Source organism: Arthrobacter koreensis (genome assembly GCF_035792275.1).
Classification (GTDB): Bacteria; Actinomycetota; Actinomycetes; order Actinomycetales; family Micrococcaceae; genus Arthrobacter_B; species Arthrobacter_B koreensis_A.
Genome location: NZ_JAMWKK010000004.1, coordinates 201043 through 216657, shown reverse-complemented (window position 1 = coordinate 216657; position 15615 = coordinate 201043). Strand labels below are relative to the sequence as shown.

11 protein-coding genes are annotated in these 15615 nt (G+C 55.1%); 5 read left to right on the top strand and 6 right to left on the bottom strand.

Going from position 1 to position 15615, the window contains the following annotated elements:
- Positions 1–21: 21 nt before the first annotated feature.
- The 3 genes from NGB94_RS05940 to NGB94_RS05930 form a co-directional block, all read right to left on the bottom strand.
- Positions 22–1014, bottom strand: a complete 993-nt coding sequence (locus NGB94_RS05940; protein WP_325789687.1) for an ABC transporter substrate-binding protein — start codon at positions 1012–1014, stop codon at positions 22–24.
- 50 nt (positions 1015–1064) lie between these two features.
- On the bottom strand, positions 1065–1772 hold the full coding sequence (locus NGB94_RS05935; protein ID WP_325789686.1) for a GntR family transcriptional regulator: 708 nt from the start codon (positions 1770–1772) through the stop codon (positions 1065–1067).
- 326 nt (positions 1773–2098) lie between these two features.
- Positions 2099–2350 (bottom strand): FAD-dependent oxidoreductase, encoded by a 252-nt coding sequence (locus tag NGB94_RS05930; RefSeq protein ID WP_325789685.1) that lies wholly within the window; start codon positions 2348–2350, stop codon positions 2099–2101.
- A 471-nt stretch (positions 2351–2821) separates the two neighbouring features.
- Here NGB94_RS05930 and NGB94_RS05925 point away from each other — a divergent pair, with 471 nt between their 5' ends.
- The 5 genes from NGB94_RS05925 to NGB94_RS05905 all read left to right on the top strand — a co-directional run bounded on the left by NGB94_RS05925 (position 2822) and on the right by NGB94_RS05905 (position 12991).
- Positions 2822–3931 (top strand): DNA cytosine methyltransferase, encoded by a 1110-nt coding sequence (locus NGB94_RS05925; RefSeq protein ID WP_325789684.1) that lies wholly within the window; start codon positions 2822–2824, stop codon positions 3929–3931.
- A gap of 152 nt (positions 3932–4083) precedes the next feature.
- On the top strand, positions 4084–7371 hold the full coding sequence (locus NGB94_RS05920) for a sacsin N-terminal ATP-binding-like domain-containing protein (RefSeq protein ID WP_325789683.1): 3288 nt from the start codon (positions 4084–4086) through the stop codon (positions 7369–7371).
- The gene (locus NGB94_RS05915) at positions 7325–8926 is read left to right on the top strand and encodes an ATP-binding protein (protein WP_325789682.1); all 1602 of its coding nucleotides are present in this window, start codon (positions 7325–7327) and stop codon (positions 8924–8926) included. The genes NGB94_RS05920 and NGB94_RS05915 overlap by 47 nt, the downstream gene beginning before the upstream one ends.
- Positions 8926–9936, top strand: a complete 1011-nt coding sequence (locus tag NGB94_RS05910) for a PD-(D/E)XK motif protein (protein ID WP_325789681.1) — start codon at positions 8926–8928, stop codon at positions 9934–9936. Before NGB94_RS05915 ends, NGB94_RS05910 begins: the two co-directional genes overlap by 1 nt.
- Positions 9923–12991 carry a Z1 domain-containing protein gene (locus NGB94_RS05905; protein ID WP_325789680.1) on the top strand — a complete coding sequence of 1023 codons (3069 nt, stop codon included), beginning with the start codon at positions 9923–9925 and terminating at the stop codon, positions 12989–12991. Before NGB94_RS05910 ends, NGB94_RS05905 begins: the two co-directional genes overlap by 14 nt.
- A 280-nt stretch (positions 12992–13271) precedes the next feature.
- On the opposite strand, the gene NGB94_RS05900 is transcribed toward NGB94_RS05905, so the two are convergent.
- From NGB94_RS05900 to NGB94_RS05890, 3 genes are all read right to left on the bottom strand, one after another.
- The gene (locus NGB94_RS05900; protein WP_325789679.1) at positions 13272–15035 is read right to left on the bottom strand and encodes a DNA/RNA helicase domain-containing protein; all 1764 of its coding nucleotides are present in this window, start codon (positions 15033–15035) and stop codon (positions 13272–13274) included.
- Positions 15004–15324 carry a nucleotide pyrophosphohydrolase gene (locus NGB94_RS05895; RefSeq protein ID WP_325789678.1) on the bottom strand — a complete coding sequence of 107 codons (321 nt, stop codon included), beginning with the start codon at positions 15322–15324 and terminating at the stop codon, positions 15004–15006. Before NGB94_RS05895 ends, NGB94_RS05900 begins: the two co-directional genes overlap by 32 nt.
- A gap of 142 nt (positions 15325–15466) precedes the next feature.
- Entirely contained in the window at positions 15467–15607 is a 141-nt protein-coding gene (locus NGB94_RS05890) for a hypothetical protein (protein ID WP_325789677.1), read from the bottom strand.
- Positions 15608–15615 lie beyond the last annotated feature (8 nt).

Here is a 15615-nt window from a genome sequence, read left to right as displayed (position 1 = left end):
GGTTGCTTTCGGGAGGTGCGGTTAGTCAATAACGGTGTCGGCGGCGTCGAGCATTTCCTGCGGAAGGGTGACGCCCATGCGTGCCGCCGCGGACTTGTTGAGGACCAGCAGGGATTCGGTCTGCTTTTCTACCGGCATGCCGGCCGGGTCCTCGCCTTCGAGGATCTTGATGGCCATCAGGGCGGTCTGGTAGCCGAGCTGTTCGTAGTCCAGTCCGTAAGTGGCGACGCCGCCGGCTTCCACGGACGCTGAATCGCCGACGACGAGGGGAATCTGCTTGGTTTCGGCGGCTTCCACGACGCTGTCGATGGCGGCGACGACGTGGGAGTCGGTCGGGACGTAGAGTGCGTCAACGTCCAGGGACTGGGCGGCCTGCTGTACCTCGGAGGTCGCGGAGACGGCGGCTTCCTTCAGTTCCATGCCGAGCTCTTCGGCGGCTTCGCGGGCCAGGTCCACCTGCACGCGGGAGTTCACCTCGCCGGAGGAATAGACGACGCCGATGGTCTTGGCATCCGGGGCCAGTTCCTTGATCAGGGCGATCTGGTCTTCCACCGGGCCGAGGTTGCTGGTGCCGGTGATGTTGGCTCCGGGTGCTTCCCAAGATTCGACGATGCCGGCTTCCACCGGTTCGGTGACCGCGGAGAAGACCACGGGGATGTTGCCGACGGCCTGGGCGACGCTCTGGGCTGCCGGGGTGGCGATGGCGAAGACCAGGTCAAGGTCCGACGACGCGAAGCCGGCGGCGATCTGGGTGGCGGTGGCCTGGTCGCCCTGGGCGTTCTGGTAGTCGTACTCCACGCCTTCGCCTTCGGGGTACCCGTTTTCGCTCATGCCCTTGATGAAGCCTTCGCGGGTGTCGTCGAGGGCCTCGATGTCCATTAGCTGGGAGATGCCGATCTTGACCGGCCCGTCTCCCCCGCCGTCGCCGGTTCCGGTGTCGGACCCGCAGGAGGTGAGGAACAGTCCGGTGGTGATCAGGGCGGCGGTACCGAGGGTGCTAAGTGAACGCTTCATTGCGTTGCCTTTCGGGTTGTCGGCGTGCTGGTGGGGATGGAGGTGCAGGATCAGAGCGGTCCGGCGTTGTAGAAGGTGCGGATCATGGCGGCGTTGGCTTCAAGGAGATGGTCGTGCATCAGCTGCTGCGCTGCTTCGGCGTTGCCTGTTGCGACGGCGTCGAAGATCGCTTCGTGCGCGGTGCGCTCCTCTGTGGAGGAGAAGTGGTCATGGGCCATGGGCATCAGGTGATAGAAGCGCATGACTTCGTCGGTGAGGCTGCGGTCCATGGCTGCGGCACGGGTGTTGCGGGAGGCATGGGCGCAGGTGACATGGAAGTCACGGGCCGCGGAGAGCCGTTCGTCCAGGGAGTTTCCGTCGCGGAACTGGTCCTCAATCCGGGCGCGGAGTTCGGTGACGAGTTCGGCGGTGACGTTGCGGGCAGCTGCGGCAACCAGCGGGGGCTCCAGGATGAGCCGCAGGTCCATGACTTCACGGACGTCGTGGAAGCTGAGGCTGCGCACCATATAGCCCTTCCGCGGCAGCACGCTGACCAGGCCTTCGACGGCGAGCATCTGCAGGGCTTCGCGGACGGGGGTCTTGGAGACCCCGTATTCGCGGGCGAGATCGGGCTCAGTGAAGATCTGTCCCGGCCGTAGTTCGGCGCGGATGATCTGCCGCCGGATCATGCTGCGGATCCGTTCGGGCTGGGACTGGGGTGCGTCCTTGGGTGCACTACTGCCTGTGGGCAGCGGATGGACGTTCTCGGCGGGCGTCATGATGTGACCTGCATGACAAAGATGCTACAGATATATCTCAGGGATACAAGAGTCCTCTTGAGGCGTAGGGCACGGAAATGTCGACCCTCCCGAGAGCAGGACGACCCGACGGCGACAAGGGCACCAAGACCCCCATTGTGACCGGGAGCGATTGGCGCCGTGGATGTAATTGACTGCTCCGGCATGACCCATGACGTCGCAGGCGACACACGCATGCCGCAGCTCGGCCGCGCGGGTGCTGTCGACGTTGTGCCGTATGCGTAGACCACCATGGCGGCGGGTGTGCGGAGAAGGACGCCCTCCCCACCGTCCATTCCATGGGCTTCTCAGTGATGCGGGTGACCGTGGCCTTGCGGTGGATCTTCACACCGTGGGAGGTGGCGTCCTTGACCGCGGTCCAAGCGGCGAGGCGGGCCCAGCTGCTGCTTCTCATGCAGCAGGGTGACGCGGCGTCCGCGTTCGGCGAAGAATTCGGCCAGTTCCAGACCCACCAGGGAGCCGCCGATCACCACCACGTCCTTGCCCTTAGGCAGCCAGAACCTGGTGAACTGGCGCACGAACTCGGGGCTCTTCGTCACACCGGAGAGCCGGTCCACCCCTCAGCACAAGCCCGCATCCAAGCCCAATTTGCCATGTTCAGTGAAGGACCGAACATCGTACTAGACAGCCGCTTACCACCGCGTCTATTCACTTGCGAACACCGAACAAGGTGCCCAAAGACGAGTAGGCAGAGTACACCCCAGCGGGCGCCGCGACGGCGGTTCGCTGGATGCTGTGGGGCCTTGCCGCCAAGGTAGGCAAGAAGTTTCACCCAGCGCGGACTACCGTGGACTCCAGCGGTCAACGCCAGCCTCCTGGTGCTGCATCGGGCTATGCCTGCAGTGCCGCACACCACAAGTCGACACTTCGTGGCATACACGAGGCAGAACAGCCTCCCATCGATGCCCCGTAGCATGGCGGGTGTTTATGTCATACATGGCAGACTCGATAATCCACTCCCCGTGTGGCTTGTTACATCACGTGCCCTGCAGCCCGATAGAATCTCAGGCATGGCAGAACCACTACGACTCATCGATCTCTTCGCCGGCGCTGGCGGAATGACCGAAGGATTTGAGTCCACAGGAAAATTCGAAACCGTTGTCGCAGTGGAGCATGATCAGCACGCAGCAGCTACCTACGCGCTAAACCATCAGGCCGAACGTGTGTTCGCAGGAAAAATTGAAGACTGGCTGACTGAGGGGCTGGTCCCCAAAGCCGATGTTATTATCGGCGGCCCACCTTGCCAGGGATTCTCAGCATTAGGCAAGCAGGACGTGCAAGATGAACGAAATTTTCTATGGCAGAAATACGCCGAGACAATTATTGCAGCACAACCTAAGTATTTTGTAGTCGAAAATGTTCGGCAATTTTTAAAGTCTTCCCAATACGAGGAGTTTGAGCAGTGGACTCAAGAAGGGGGGCCACTAGAGGATTACATTCTTCAGCCCTACCTTTTGAACGCTGCTGACTTCGGCGCCTATCAATCTCGAGTTCGAAGCATAGTGATCGGGCGCCGGAGGGAACTGCCCGCAGTTCCCGATCCTCGCGGTCCATTCGCGGGTTCGCATCGCACGGTACGAGAAGCTTTCGACTCAATCCCTGAATACATCGAGGCAACTGAATTCCCCAGAACATCATTTGAGTATAACGGTCAGCAGCTACCGGGCCCCTATAAATCTTCTGAGCTCCATGTGACCAGGAATTATACACAGCTTTCACTTGATCGGTTCAAAATGATCCCAGCAGGCGGAAATCGGTTCAATATTCCTCACGAATTACTGGCGGAATGCTGGAAGAAGCACAAAACGGGCTCGGGCGACGTCATGGGACGGCTGCACGCTGACCGCCCCTCGGTAACTATTCGAACGGAATTCTTCAAACCCGAAAAGGGAAGGTATCTACACCCTAACCCGCGAGTTCACCGAGCCATCACCCACTTTGAGGCGGCCCGACTGCAGGGGTTCCCAGACGATTATAAATGGGCAGGCTCTAAGACTTCCATTGCTCGGCAGATCGGCAACGCGGTGCCAGTGCAATTGGCAAACCATCTGGCGAACCTAATCGCAGAGCAGTTCCGGCGCGCACCTTCTCACCTCGACGGGGAGGCGGTGGCGGCCTGAGTCAGGGTAAGTCACGACGGAATGGCGTTGACAACACACTAAACACTGGTGAGCATGTCGTCTAGCTGGACAGCGTCGACATACAACCATCCATCGGGGGAAAATTGCTACACGATTCCTGGGCTGATACTGGAAGCGAACTAAGTCGCTTTGTGGAAAGCGAGACACGTCAAGCGCTCAATGCATACATAGCTCGCCCGGACCTCGTCCGGGAACATAGCAATATAGAACAGGCTATTACTCAGAGCGGTTATGGGCGAAAGCAACTCAACGAGTTGATTCAAAATGCAGCCGATGCTGTAGACGCGCCAAACGGCAGAATACGCGTCGTCCTGACGAGAGACACACTGTATTGCGCGAATGAGGGCTCACCGTTCACCGAAGCGGGATATCGCACACTGATGCTGTCTCACTCATCGGAGAAGCGAGACGATCAAATTGGTCGTTTCGGACTTGGTTTTAAGTCCGTTATTCAAATTTCAGACTCACCTCAGATCTTCAGCAAAAGCGGTTCTGTCCGGTGGGACCGTAGTCATAGTACCGAGTTGTTGGCACCTTTATCCCCTGGACTTGACTCGTACCCAGTCTTGCGTATTGCAACTCCGGTGAGTCCTCGGGAGTCGGCACAGATTGATCCCGTCCTTGACGAACTCGTGTCCTGGGCAACGACGGTTGTGAAGCTTCCGTTGCTTCAGCAGGCAGCATGGCTAAGTCACGAGATGCGACAGTTCCCGCATGAGTTTCTGCTGTTTTCCCAGAACATCGGTTTTCTCGAATTCGATGACAGAGTCGAGGGAACTGTCTCGACATGGTCTGCGAGACGGAATGGTTCAGATGTGGTACTGGAGAACGGAGATGGTCGAGAGAAGTGGAAGATCTTCCGGCACCAGCATCGCGTCAGTCCACAGGCAGCCGTTGAGGCGGGGTCCATCGCAGCGCGGGAGACGGTGGACGTAACGTGGGCGGTTCCGATCACCGGTAAGCCCAGGCGACAGCTTGGAGCTATATGGAATTATTTTCCTACAAGTCACAAGACATCCCTGAGAGGCATCGTGAACGCGGCCTTCAAGATGAATGAAGACCGACATAGCATGCTACATACGCTTTATAACAAGGAAATCTTACAAAAGACCGTCCCGCAGATGGTCGCTGGCGCGATAGCTGCTTTCCAAGACGAGGCAGATCCCGCCAGCTATCTGGATCTCTTACCTGCGCGCGGGCGGGAGGCCCTGTCGTGGGCCGATTCGACCCTCAATGAACCAATTTTTGTTGCCTTAGCGTCCGTACCATCCTTGCCAGATAGATCAGGCATTCTGCGACCCATCTCTGAACTCCTGTTTCCTCCAGACCTAGAGGATGCAACACGTCTCGAGGAGATGTGGGATCAGTGGGTGGGACGAAATCGCCCCTGGCTCCACCGGTCGGCTTCAGCATCCAAAGAACGCCGACTTATGGTGCGACGGCTACTAGCTCTTGCAAACAAAGCGCGTTCCCCCATCGAACAATGGCTCGAAGAAGTCACCTACGGCAAACAGTTAGATGACTTCGAGAATGCCCTGCGGATAGCCGTCGAGATTGATAAGCATCATCCGGACCATAGAACCGCCATGCGTCGAAGCCGAATCATTCTGATGCAGAACGGTGGCGTGCGTGCGCCCATCACGACCAAGGCCTTCCTCCCGATTGATGAACAGGACAAAGGGGAGAACCTCGTCTCCTATGAGCTACTGCATCACGGTGATGCGAGCGCTCATCTGAGGGCACTCGATTTCCAGGCCCTCGATGACAGAGGAAAGGCGGACCGAGTTGCCCGTCAGGTGGCAAAGGACTATGAGGACGAAGGGGCGGCTGAATCCCTGTGGCGACTTTCTAGGTCCCTCCCTGTCCCAGAGATGCTGGCGATCATGGGCGACCGCATAGACGTCAGTAGACTCCGAGTTCGTGCAAAGGACGGTCGCTGGTACCCCACTACTGAGGTTTGGCTACCCAATGGACTGTTTTCCAACAGCAGCGGGGACGAGCACCTCACCGTGGACGACCTCTTCCATCGGCACGACCTCACACTTCTTAAGAACCTCGGGGTCAGAAGCACCTTGGCTGAGCCGGCCACAGTACGCAGTGGAGCGACCTACGATCTATGGAAGTCGGCCGAAGCTGCACGCCTCTCTGCAGAATCAAGGAGTTCACCGGTTCCTGTATCTGAGGCATCGCTACGTTTCGGGCCAGTTCTCACCACTGATGGCCTCCATCTGCTGACCAAGGCATCCGCACGCACGCGGGAAAAGGCCACACAAAGGATACTGTCTAACGTCCAGTACAAGACGAAGATTGAATACAGCACAACATATAAAGATCCTGAGCTTATCGATGGTCCTGACATGTGGTGGGTCCGCCACTATGGTGTACTGCAAACGCGTCTAGGCCTGGTGGACGTCAAGTACTGTGTGGGATCAGTGGAAGGAATCCCAGTCGGGTTTGTTCCCTATCCCGGACCAGAAAATGCTGAGAAGCTCCAACTGCCGGACTCAGCTGACGCGGTGAACTGGAGCTTCGTCCTCCCTCTAGCCGAGCAAGAACTCCCCACCGGCCGTGTACACGAGCTGTACGGCCTTTTGGCGAAACTAGGCGTCCGCAGGCCTAAGGAACTACTAGTCGGACGGTCAAACGGCTCAACCACCCGATATCCCGCAGAGTTCATCACCGTAGCGGAAGATGAAGATTCCCATAAGTTTCTCTTGGAAAAACCCGAACTTGGCGTGCTCCATACGGGCAACACAGAGCTCACAACAGCGCTTTCCGAGAACTGGAATCTGAATGTTGTCAAGGTGGAATTTTTCAGCGCGTTCGAGCATGAGAGAGACGAAGAAGCAGAAGTATCTACCATCGGATCCCTGTACCCGTTCCTTCATCAGGTTGAGCACAAAATTAAGCGGAGTACAAAATGCATTCCCTGCAAATCCCTCCGCACCGTCCGCTCAAACAGCTACAACGTCGAGCAAGACATTGAAGCTCATGACGCAGTGCGCGTCGGGTCAAGTTTTTACTATTCTTCTTCCCTATCGAGCCGCCGGCTGCTCACGCATCTATTGCAGGACGCTGGCAGCACTTACCGGGGAGCCGAAGTTGAAGCAGAGATGCGCCGTCTTCACCAAATCCAGCGTACCCTTCCACCGCCGTTGCCAGAACCTGAGCCAGCGCCGGACCGGCTTAAGACACATGTCAGTGGTTACATACCAATAGACGGGGCCAGAGATCTTAGTGACCAAATGAAACTCATCGAACGAGCGGTCCTACGCCACTTGGATACTCCGGAGGCAAATCTTTTTGATCTTCGACTGCACTTTGAGATGGACACATCCAGCGGAATCAATGAAGAAACGGTCTATATCGTGAATGAAAACATCACGAAGCTTAATGGCCAGGCCAGGTTTGAGGAATAACAGCATGAATGGATCCCAGCCCTCCCAACCAGAATGGTCACTGGAAACAGTCCTCCCCGCTCCCTCAACCATTTCAGCCATCGGCACCCACCACAATCTGACAAGTGCGCTAGCTGACATAGTGGACAACTCCATTGATGCCCAGGCCTCCCACATTCGTATTCGCTTTATCCAGAACGGGACAACCATCCTCGGCCTTCAGATAATCGACAATGGAAGAGGTCTCACGGCGGACGACGCCAGACGCGCGATGACGTTTGGCGCACGGCGTGACTACTCACCTGAAGATCTTGGGCACTTCGGAATTGGCCTCAAGGCGGCCTCCCTGTCGCAAGCAACAGCGTTTGAGATTTACTCTCGTCAAAAATGGGCTCCTGCTGTCGGCCGCCGAATGGATCGCTCCGTGAAGGAGAACTACAGCGTGGGAGTAGTGGATCCCGGGTACGCAGCCGAACGGCTGGACAACGTACCCGGTGTCGAACTGACCAGCGGCACTTTGGTCGAGTGGCACGGCTTGAAAGATGTCATCCATACATCCGATGCAGGTGAATTAGCTGAGTGGAGGAATACCAAGCTTCGTTCCATCCGGGAACACTTAGGTCTCACTTTCCACCGATACTTGCAGCGTGGCGGGGTGGAAATCATGCTGGACACTTTCGATATAGAGCGCAACCGCACCCTGCCCCCTCTGAATGTAGACCCCATTGACCCCTTCAAGGACTCCATTCGCCAAGACGGTTATCCACGTAAATTCTTGGTTGATCTGCCAAACGATGCAACGTGCACGGTCGAGACGCATCTATTTCCTCCAGACTTGGTCACACCAACCTTCAACTTGTATGGAGAACCCGGAGAATCTCGCCAAGGGATCTATCTTTATCGAAGCGATCGTCTACTCTCAGGCGGGTACAATTGGGCAGGCCTTCGCAGCCCAAGCAAAGAGTATGCGCTAGGAAGGATGAAAATTGATATTACTTCGGAAAATGAGCCATACATAGCATTGAATCCGGAGAAAATTAAACCCGTCTACTCAGCAGATTTCATCAGAGCTATTTCCCGGGCTTACTCACCAGGCGATACCCCCTTTGACCTGGACCGCTACTTCGAAGACCTTCGAAGCCATCAAAAAGCATTTAAGAAGCCAAAACGTCATGAGATACACCTCGTGGAACCAGCTGTGGGGCTGAATGCACCAGTCCTGTCCGCCCTCGACGGTCTCCAGGACTTCGCCGATCTAGAGTCCATCGACCTACGATTCGTCACGCTTCCTCCCACAGAGCTCTTTCGTGCCGACAGAATCAACCGCCGAATCGATGTGAACGCAGATTTAATGCGAAATATCTACGGCACCGGCACAAGACTGAGTAATCGTGACGGACAGCTTCTGAAAACTTTTCTCTACTTCCTCCTGGAGGGAGATTTCAAGGTGGAACAACGATGGACCGGGATGCGAGAACACAGACATCGTATTTTGAATCACGTCTTACTTGTGGCCCTCGTAGAAGATTTCGGCTTGGATTGCGCCACCAATCCTGCGGCAACCAAGGAGAACTAATGACGTATGGATCACCGGAGGATAACCGGAGACTTGACCCCCAGACCATCAACCGTTATTTCAGTTCTTCGCATACTGTCGTGCACTTGATTTCCCAGAGCCCTCGATGCGAGCTTCACATCGAACCGTCGACGGAACACATGGAACTGCACGGTCAGGTGGATAGCTCTCGTCCGGATCTGAGTCAGTTCGAGAACATAGAGATTTCCTTCGCCGCAGATGCCGCCGGTGAATACTTCGTTCTTCGCATCGCTGCTAACGATATGTGGTACGCAGCGTACAATTTCATAGCAAGAATAGTTGAGGAACTGCAGCGAGGTCGTCTTCTCGCCGACGCTATATCAAGGGGTCTTACTGAGTACCAGCTGCTCCTTCGAAGCCGTAATCTCCTGAGTGCAGAAAAACAGGTAGGACTCATAGGCGAACTGTTGCTCCTAAAGTATCTCTGCACGATTCACCCAGGACGCGCACTGTCTTCGTGGTTAGGGCCGGAGGCCGAGCAGCACGACTTCTCGTTTTCGGAATTTGACTTAGAAGTGAAAACCACGAGATCCGAACGGCGCATCCACCGCATCGGATCGGCTACTCAGCTCGAGCCCAGCCTAAACCGCCCCCTTTTATTTCTATCGGTTCAAGTCACTTCAGCTGGCGACTCGGCGAGTGCACTTAGTCTTCCTGCCCTCGTCGATGAGATTCAAACCGCACTGGGGACCAACCAAGGCCCTTTCGACGACTACATGTCAAATCTGGGATGGCGAATACTTGACGTGGAATCTTACCAACATAAGTATATGCTTCGTTCGCGTCCAAACTTCTACAGTGTGGACCGCTCTTTCCCCGCGCTTCAGGATTCCACCCTGCGCCGCCTCGTGCCTAACTACGCGCATATATCCGATATTTCTTACCGCACAGATGTCTCTCACCTAAATTCTGTAGCTGTTCCAGAGCCGCTAAGCGGATTCCCCGCTTATGCACGCACTCTCTCAGGGGGTTTCGATGTTTCAATCTGAAACAATAAATGACGCGATCATCAGTGCAATATCTATGATTGCTGAAAAAGGTCCAAAGCCGCTTCTCAAACGCGTCAATTTCTCGCTGGAAGAAGATAGTGCCGACATGATCACAAGTGAGCAGCTCACTGAACTTCTCACCATCGAAGGCGATCCCAACGACTCCACGCAGGTTGAGTTTCGGTTAGCCCTGTCAAGGTGGGACCAGTCAACAGACTCCCCTTGGCTCAGCGAGGCGCCGGCGTCCGCCATAACCCCTAAGGGTAGAGAACGGCGCGCGTATGTACTCCACAAACTAGGATTCCCCGAGGACCATTTTGAGAGAATCAACTTCTCCTACCCCGTCATCAACGCGGGTGTAATGGTCACGAACCCAACGGACGGTCGCTGGCCTTGGTATACGTCCGATCGACGGACGCGGAGCCACTACTGGGATGTGTACCAAGGAGTGCTCAAACGCCGAGGGTTCGGGCCGGACGCTATCGTTGCCCTGGACGAGTCCACCACTCAAATTGTCAGTAGGTTTGCCGATCCCACTTGGGACGAAACATATCAGACGAAGGGTCTCGTGGTAGGGCATGTCCAGAGTGGCAAGACTGCGAATTTCACCGGGACCGTGGCTAAAGCCATTGACGCTGGTTATCGTTTGATCATCGTCCTCACCGGCACTCTTGAGCTTCTCCGAAGCCAAACACAACGCAGGCTCGACAAAGAACTGGTCGGCTTCGAAAACATCGTCGGCGGCATTGATCTCACGGACGAAGTCTTAGCCCGCGAAACTATTGACTACATCGCTAACCAGGATGCCGATTGGCTGGACGGCGACAAGTTCGTGAAGTTTGGTTATGACCCCGAGAGCGTCCCAGGCGTGCCACACATAATCCGTCTCACAAAGAGTACGGACGACTACAAGTCGCTTCGAGCTGGGCTAAGCACATTGGACTACAAATCACACATCCGCAATCCGGAGCAGAAGATCTATCATCCGGACAATCTGTGGGACACCCCTGTCCGCCTAGTAGTAATCAAAAAGAACGCGGCGGTTCTACGAAAACTTATTAAAGATCTAAAACAAATTAGGGGTAACACACAGGATTATCCGGCACTGATTATTGACGACGAGGCCGACCAAGCTGGCATAAACACCAAAAAACCGCCTGTAAAATTGTCCAAAGAGGAGCAAGAAGAAGAAAACAAGCAGACGAGAGAACGGACCACGATCAACAAGCTCCTCTCAGAACTGCTTGGAATCCTGCCACGAGCTCAATACGTGGGATACACTGCAACTCCTTTCGCCAACGTCTTCGTTGATGCATCAGATGTTGAGGATATCTATCCCAAGGACTTCATTCTTAGTCTGACTCCGCCCGCAGCATATATGGGCGGCGGGTCTTTCCACGATCGACATCTCGTCCATGCTCCAGAAGAGGTTAAGACCCCCGCAACTAGTAACCAGGCCGCATATGTAAGAAATATCTACTCGACACCCGATACGCCTGGCATTCGAGTCCGCGAAATGCAAGACGCCTTAGATTCGTTCGTACTCTCAGGGTCAATCAAGCTCTGGCGAGAGGCTAAGGGGTCTCGTGGCAACTTCGGTCACCATACGATGTTGTTTCATGAATCAGTGAAGCAGGCCGATCACAACGCTCTCGCAGATGAGATCCATTCCCTGTGGAAGCGATCTGATTATCTGGGTTTTGACGGGTATGACCGCCTGTTGAAACTTTGGAATGAAGATTATGCCGTTGTAATGCGCGAGCTCGCTACCAGAAAGGATTCCGAGTTACCTGACCCTAAGACCCATCTAATACCCTCTTCATTTGACGACGTTGCGGTCTATCTTCCGGAAGTAATTAAACGGATTGAAGGTGGCGTTCGACCAATCGCTGTCGTTAATGGGGATAAAGACAGTGAGTACACGCAAGCTGGAGCCGATTTCCAAAAAGGTTCAGTTTGGAAAATACTCGTAGGTGGTGCGAAGCTGTCCCGGGGCTACACGATAGAGGGACTCACGGTGACCTGGTATTCACGACGAGCGCTGGCCGCTGATACTCTTATGCAGATGGGCCGGTGGTTTGGGTATCGCCCTGGATACAGAGATCTGGTTCGCCTGTATATAGGGCGAAACGTTCCGGCACCAGATAAAAAATCACAGCCCTACGATCTGTACGAAGCATTTGAGTCGATGATTGGCGACGAGGAAGAATTCCGGGACCAGCTCGAGCAGTTTGCAGAACTTGATGAAGATGGACTCCCCCAAGTACGCCCTCGTGAAATACCACCTTTGGTCTACCAAAGTTTGCCCTGGCTAAGGCCAACGGCTCGAAGCCGAATGTACCACGCGAAGGTTGTTCAATACGCTAAGGGAGACCGTTTCAAGGATTTCTTCTACCTTCCACCCCGTGATCCAGATCACAACCAAAATCTCACGAATTTGACAGCAATTGCTCCTGTCCTTCGTCTCCTCAACGAGGTCGAGTTTTTCGAATACAGAACTGCAACTGAGCAGTTGTCGTCCTATCAAGCGAAGACCGGCACAGTCCCAGCCGAAGTAGTCCTTGGGTCGTTAAGTAACTTTGTGTGGGGTAAACCGGGTTTCGCTGACCCTGATATCAAATTTGTTCAAGAGTCCATCAGTAAGGGCACCATTACGGACTTTAAGGTCGTCATGCCTATACCGAAGGATCCAGTGAATCGGGTAATTGACCTTGATGCGATAGCGGGAATCCGGTTCCCAATTATTGAGCGAAAGAGACGCGAGCGCGGCGATTTCTCCGGATCGTCTCGGTGGACGCGTCAGCCTCTCGAAAAGAATTATACGATGAAGAAAGAACCAGGTGATTTGTCCTCTCACACTACTGGCGCTGTCATCGTCACCCTCGCGGCGGATCAATGGGGGGAGCTTGGACCGTTTTCCGATCCCAAGGCACTCAAGGGAGATACAGTCAGCCCGGAAGATGTTGCCCCCCTCTTCTCTTGGGCTCTGCCTCACGCGGCAGCACCTAAAGGAAAAGCTGGGTTTAGCGTAGTCTCCCCCGAAGGACCGCAGTAACACCCAGCCCCTGGCGCGCTGACTGGGGAGGTCAGTGCGCCAGGAGAAGCTAAGGCGTGGACGGTTGACTGACGTGCGCGAGCTGACAGGATCTTATGTCTTTTGGGCCCGGCCGGGCCTGCGGGGGTCCCCTTAGGATTGCGTGCTTCCAAAGAGGAAGCCGGGATCAGCCCGGCACTAGTTCTGGATCTGGTTTGACTAACATGCTTGCGTACCAGGACTACGTGACACTCATCGATTTGCACCTAGTAAGGGCCTGGATGGCGACCATGAGCCGGCCCTATCCCTTCCTTGAAGCAGAATTCGGGTCGAAGTAATACCTCAAGTGCTCACGCAAGGCAGGGTCGCAGACATACACGTAAGTGCCTAGAATTCCCCGAGTGAGAAGCACCGCGTAGATGTTTCTGACGTACTGAAGGATGTCCTCATCGCCGTAGGTAATGCCCCGCTTGGAATTGTTCTCACGCCCCTTTACATCGAAGTACTTGGAGCGATCAAAAACAGTCCTTCCACTAGTGGGGTCGTACCGGAGGTCCTCACCGATGATGACGCCCGCATAGTTTAAGTCATACCCCTGAACGGTGTGAATTGACCCAACTTCGTTCTCAGACCCGGGGCGGTTGATCCAATCTCTCTGCGTAGAGTTCCAGCGAAGTTTCTCCCCATCTTGTTCGATATCAAACGCAGCTTTGTCCGTTTTACTTCGCCATCTCCAAGCATACCCTGCGACCAGACGAGACAAGCCATACTCGCTGTCGCGACGAAGTATTTCACGCTTCATTTTCCCCAAGTCGGAAAAGAAACGCAGATCGTAACCATCGAAACGTTCCGCAGAATGAGGTGGGGCGCTGCTCAGGATCGCGCGTACGTAGCCGACATAATCCTGGTCCGCAGATATTCTCATTTGCGAACGCAGACGGTATATGCGGCCGGTGGCTGACGCTTCCTCCAGAAGAGATGCGGTCAAGGCTGCGGGGAGATCTGCCGGCCTTACGGTCTGTCCGGTATCAAGCATGAGGATATTGGTTTTACTCTGCTGTCGGATCCAATCCAGCTGTGTGAAGTCAGGATCATCCCTGCCAAAGAGCCTTTGGTTGATTTTCGCAAATTTCTTATTGAGAGTACCGGAAGCCTGGTTTGCTCGTTGATTCAGGCGGTGAGCCTCATCAACGATAAGTAGATCGAAAGGCTCCCTGCTCTCACCGACCTCGAACGGCGTCAGTACAAGATTCTTATCGAGTCCAGGCGTAAGAGCGAACACTCTGGCAATGGAATCACGAAGTGATTGCTGAGGTACTACCAGCCCGATTCTCAAGGACTTCAACAGCTCGGCATGGCCAGCTGTGAAGAAATCACTGAAAATGGAGTCATGGTCGAGCGGATCTTTCGGATCATGGCCTGCTATGTCCTTTAGCAACTTTATGAGATATATAGCTACGACCGTTTTTCCCGTTCCAGGAAGACCCTGAACTACTACAGTATTGGGTCGGTTCTGTTCAAGATCTTCGAAGAGGCCTTCCAAGATATCTTCGACGGCCAGTGCCTGATCGTGGTTGAGCGCCTTGAAAGGAGACAGCTTGAACAAGTCACTGTTGATTATTTCAGGAAGGCTGCGTTGAAAAAGATGCTCCTGCGACCGAAGCATTTCAAACACCCGATCGAATGTTTCCTTGTAGGTTCCCCGGTCGTAGTAATCAGCGTCGGTAATGCCAGCGTTGTGATTAAGCACTTTAAGCCGGCCCTCGCCCGAGAACATTCGAATCAGAAACGATTCGAGGTCCAAGCACGCTGACTTATTGAAGGTCGAATCCAGGACGACACGTGCCCATCTGAGACGCCGTTTGTCCGCGGAGGCGAGGTGCTGCCGCATCCTTCCCTCCGCATTGAGCGATTCCCCCACGTAAACTTCGGTGTCGTTGTTCATTACATATACAACGGGCCAGTTACGGTGGAGGGGGTCTGCTTCTCCCCACGCTCGCACTTCTTCAGATTCGAGAGGGAACCGTTCCAGCCTAAAGCCGGTCATATTTCTCACTTCTGCCACGGGCTTTGGCTACGGGGTACTTCTCCCGGGTCGTCGCGAGTTTTTCCATCACTATGGTGTCGGGATCAACGTTGAGACGGTCCGCTAGCAGGAAACAGTACGTCAATACATCTGCCAGCTCGTCCTTAGCAGACGTCAAATCTGCGCCGCCCCACTGGAAACACTCGAGGAGCTCGGCGGATTCAACACTGATGCTCTTCGCCAGATTCTCAGGAGTATGAAATTGTTCCCAATCCCGCTCCCTCACAAACTCTTTCAGAGCCCTGAGTACCGCTTTCTCGTCACGCATCCCTAGAATTTATCAGCACCCATCTCTCTGTCAGGGCTATCACGCGCCGGGCGGCCTCGTGATAGCCCTGTGTTTGCTCCTCTGAGGGCGTCAAGCCGAGCTATGCCAGCTTGCACTTCGGTATAGCGCACTCCACCGATCCTCAGCATCCACCCGGTTCACGTCCAGATAAGAGCCGGCAGACCAGCAGAAGGATCGGCGCCAGCAGGCCCGCCGTCTCAGACGTCGGCACCAGGCCGATGCAGCCGGTGGCGAGCGTCATCAGGGTCACGGTGAGCACCATGTCCTTCT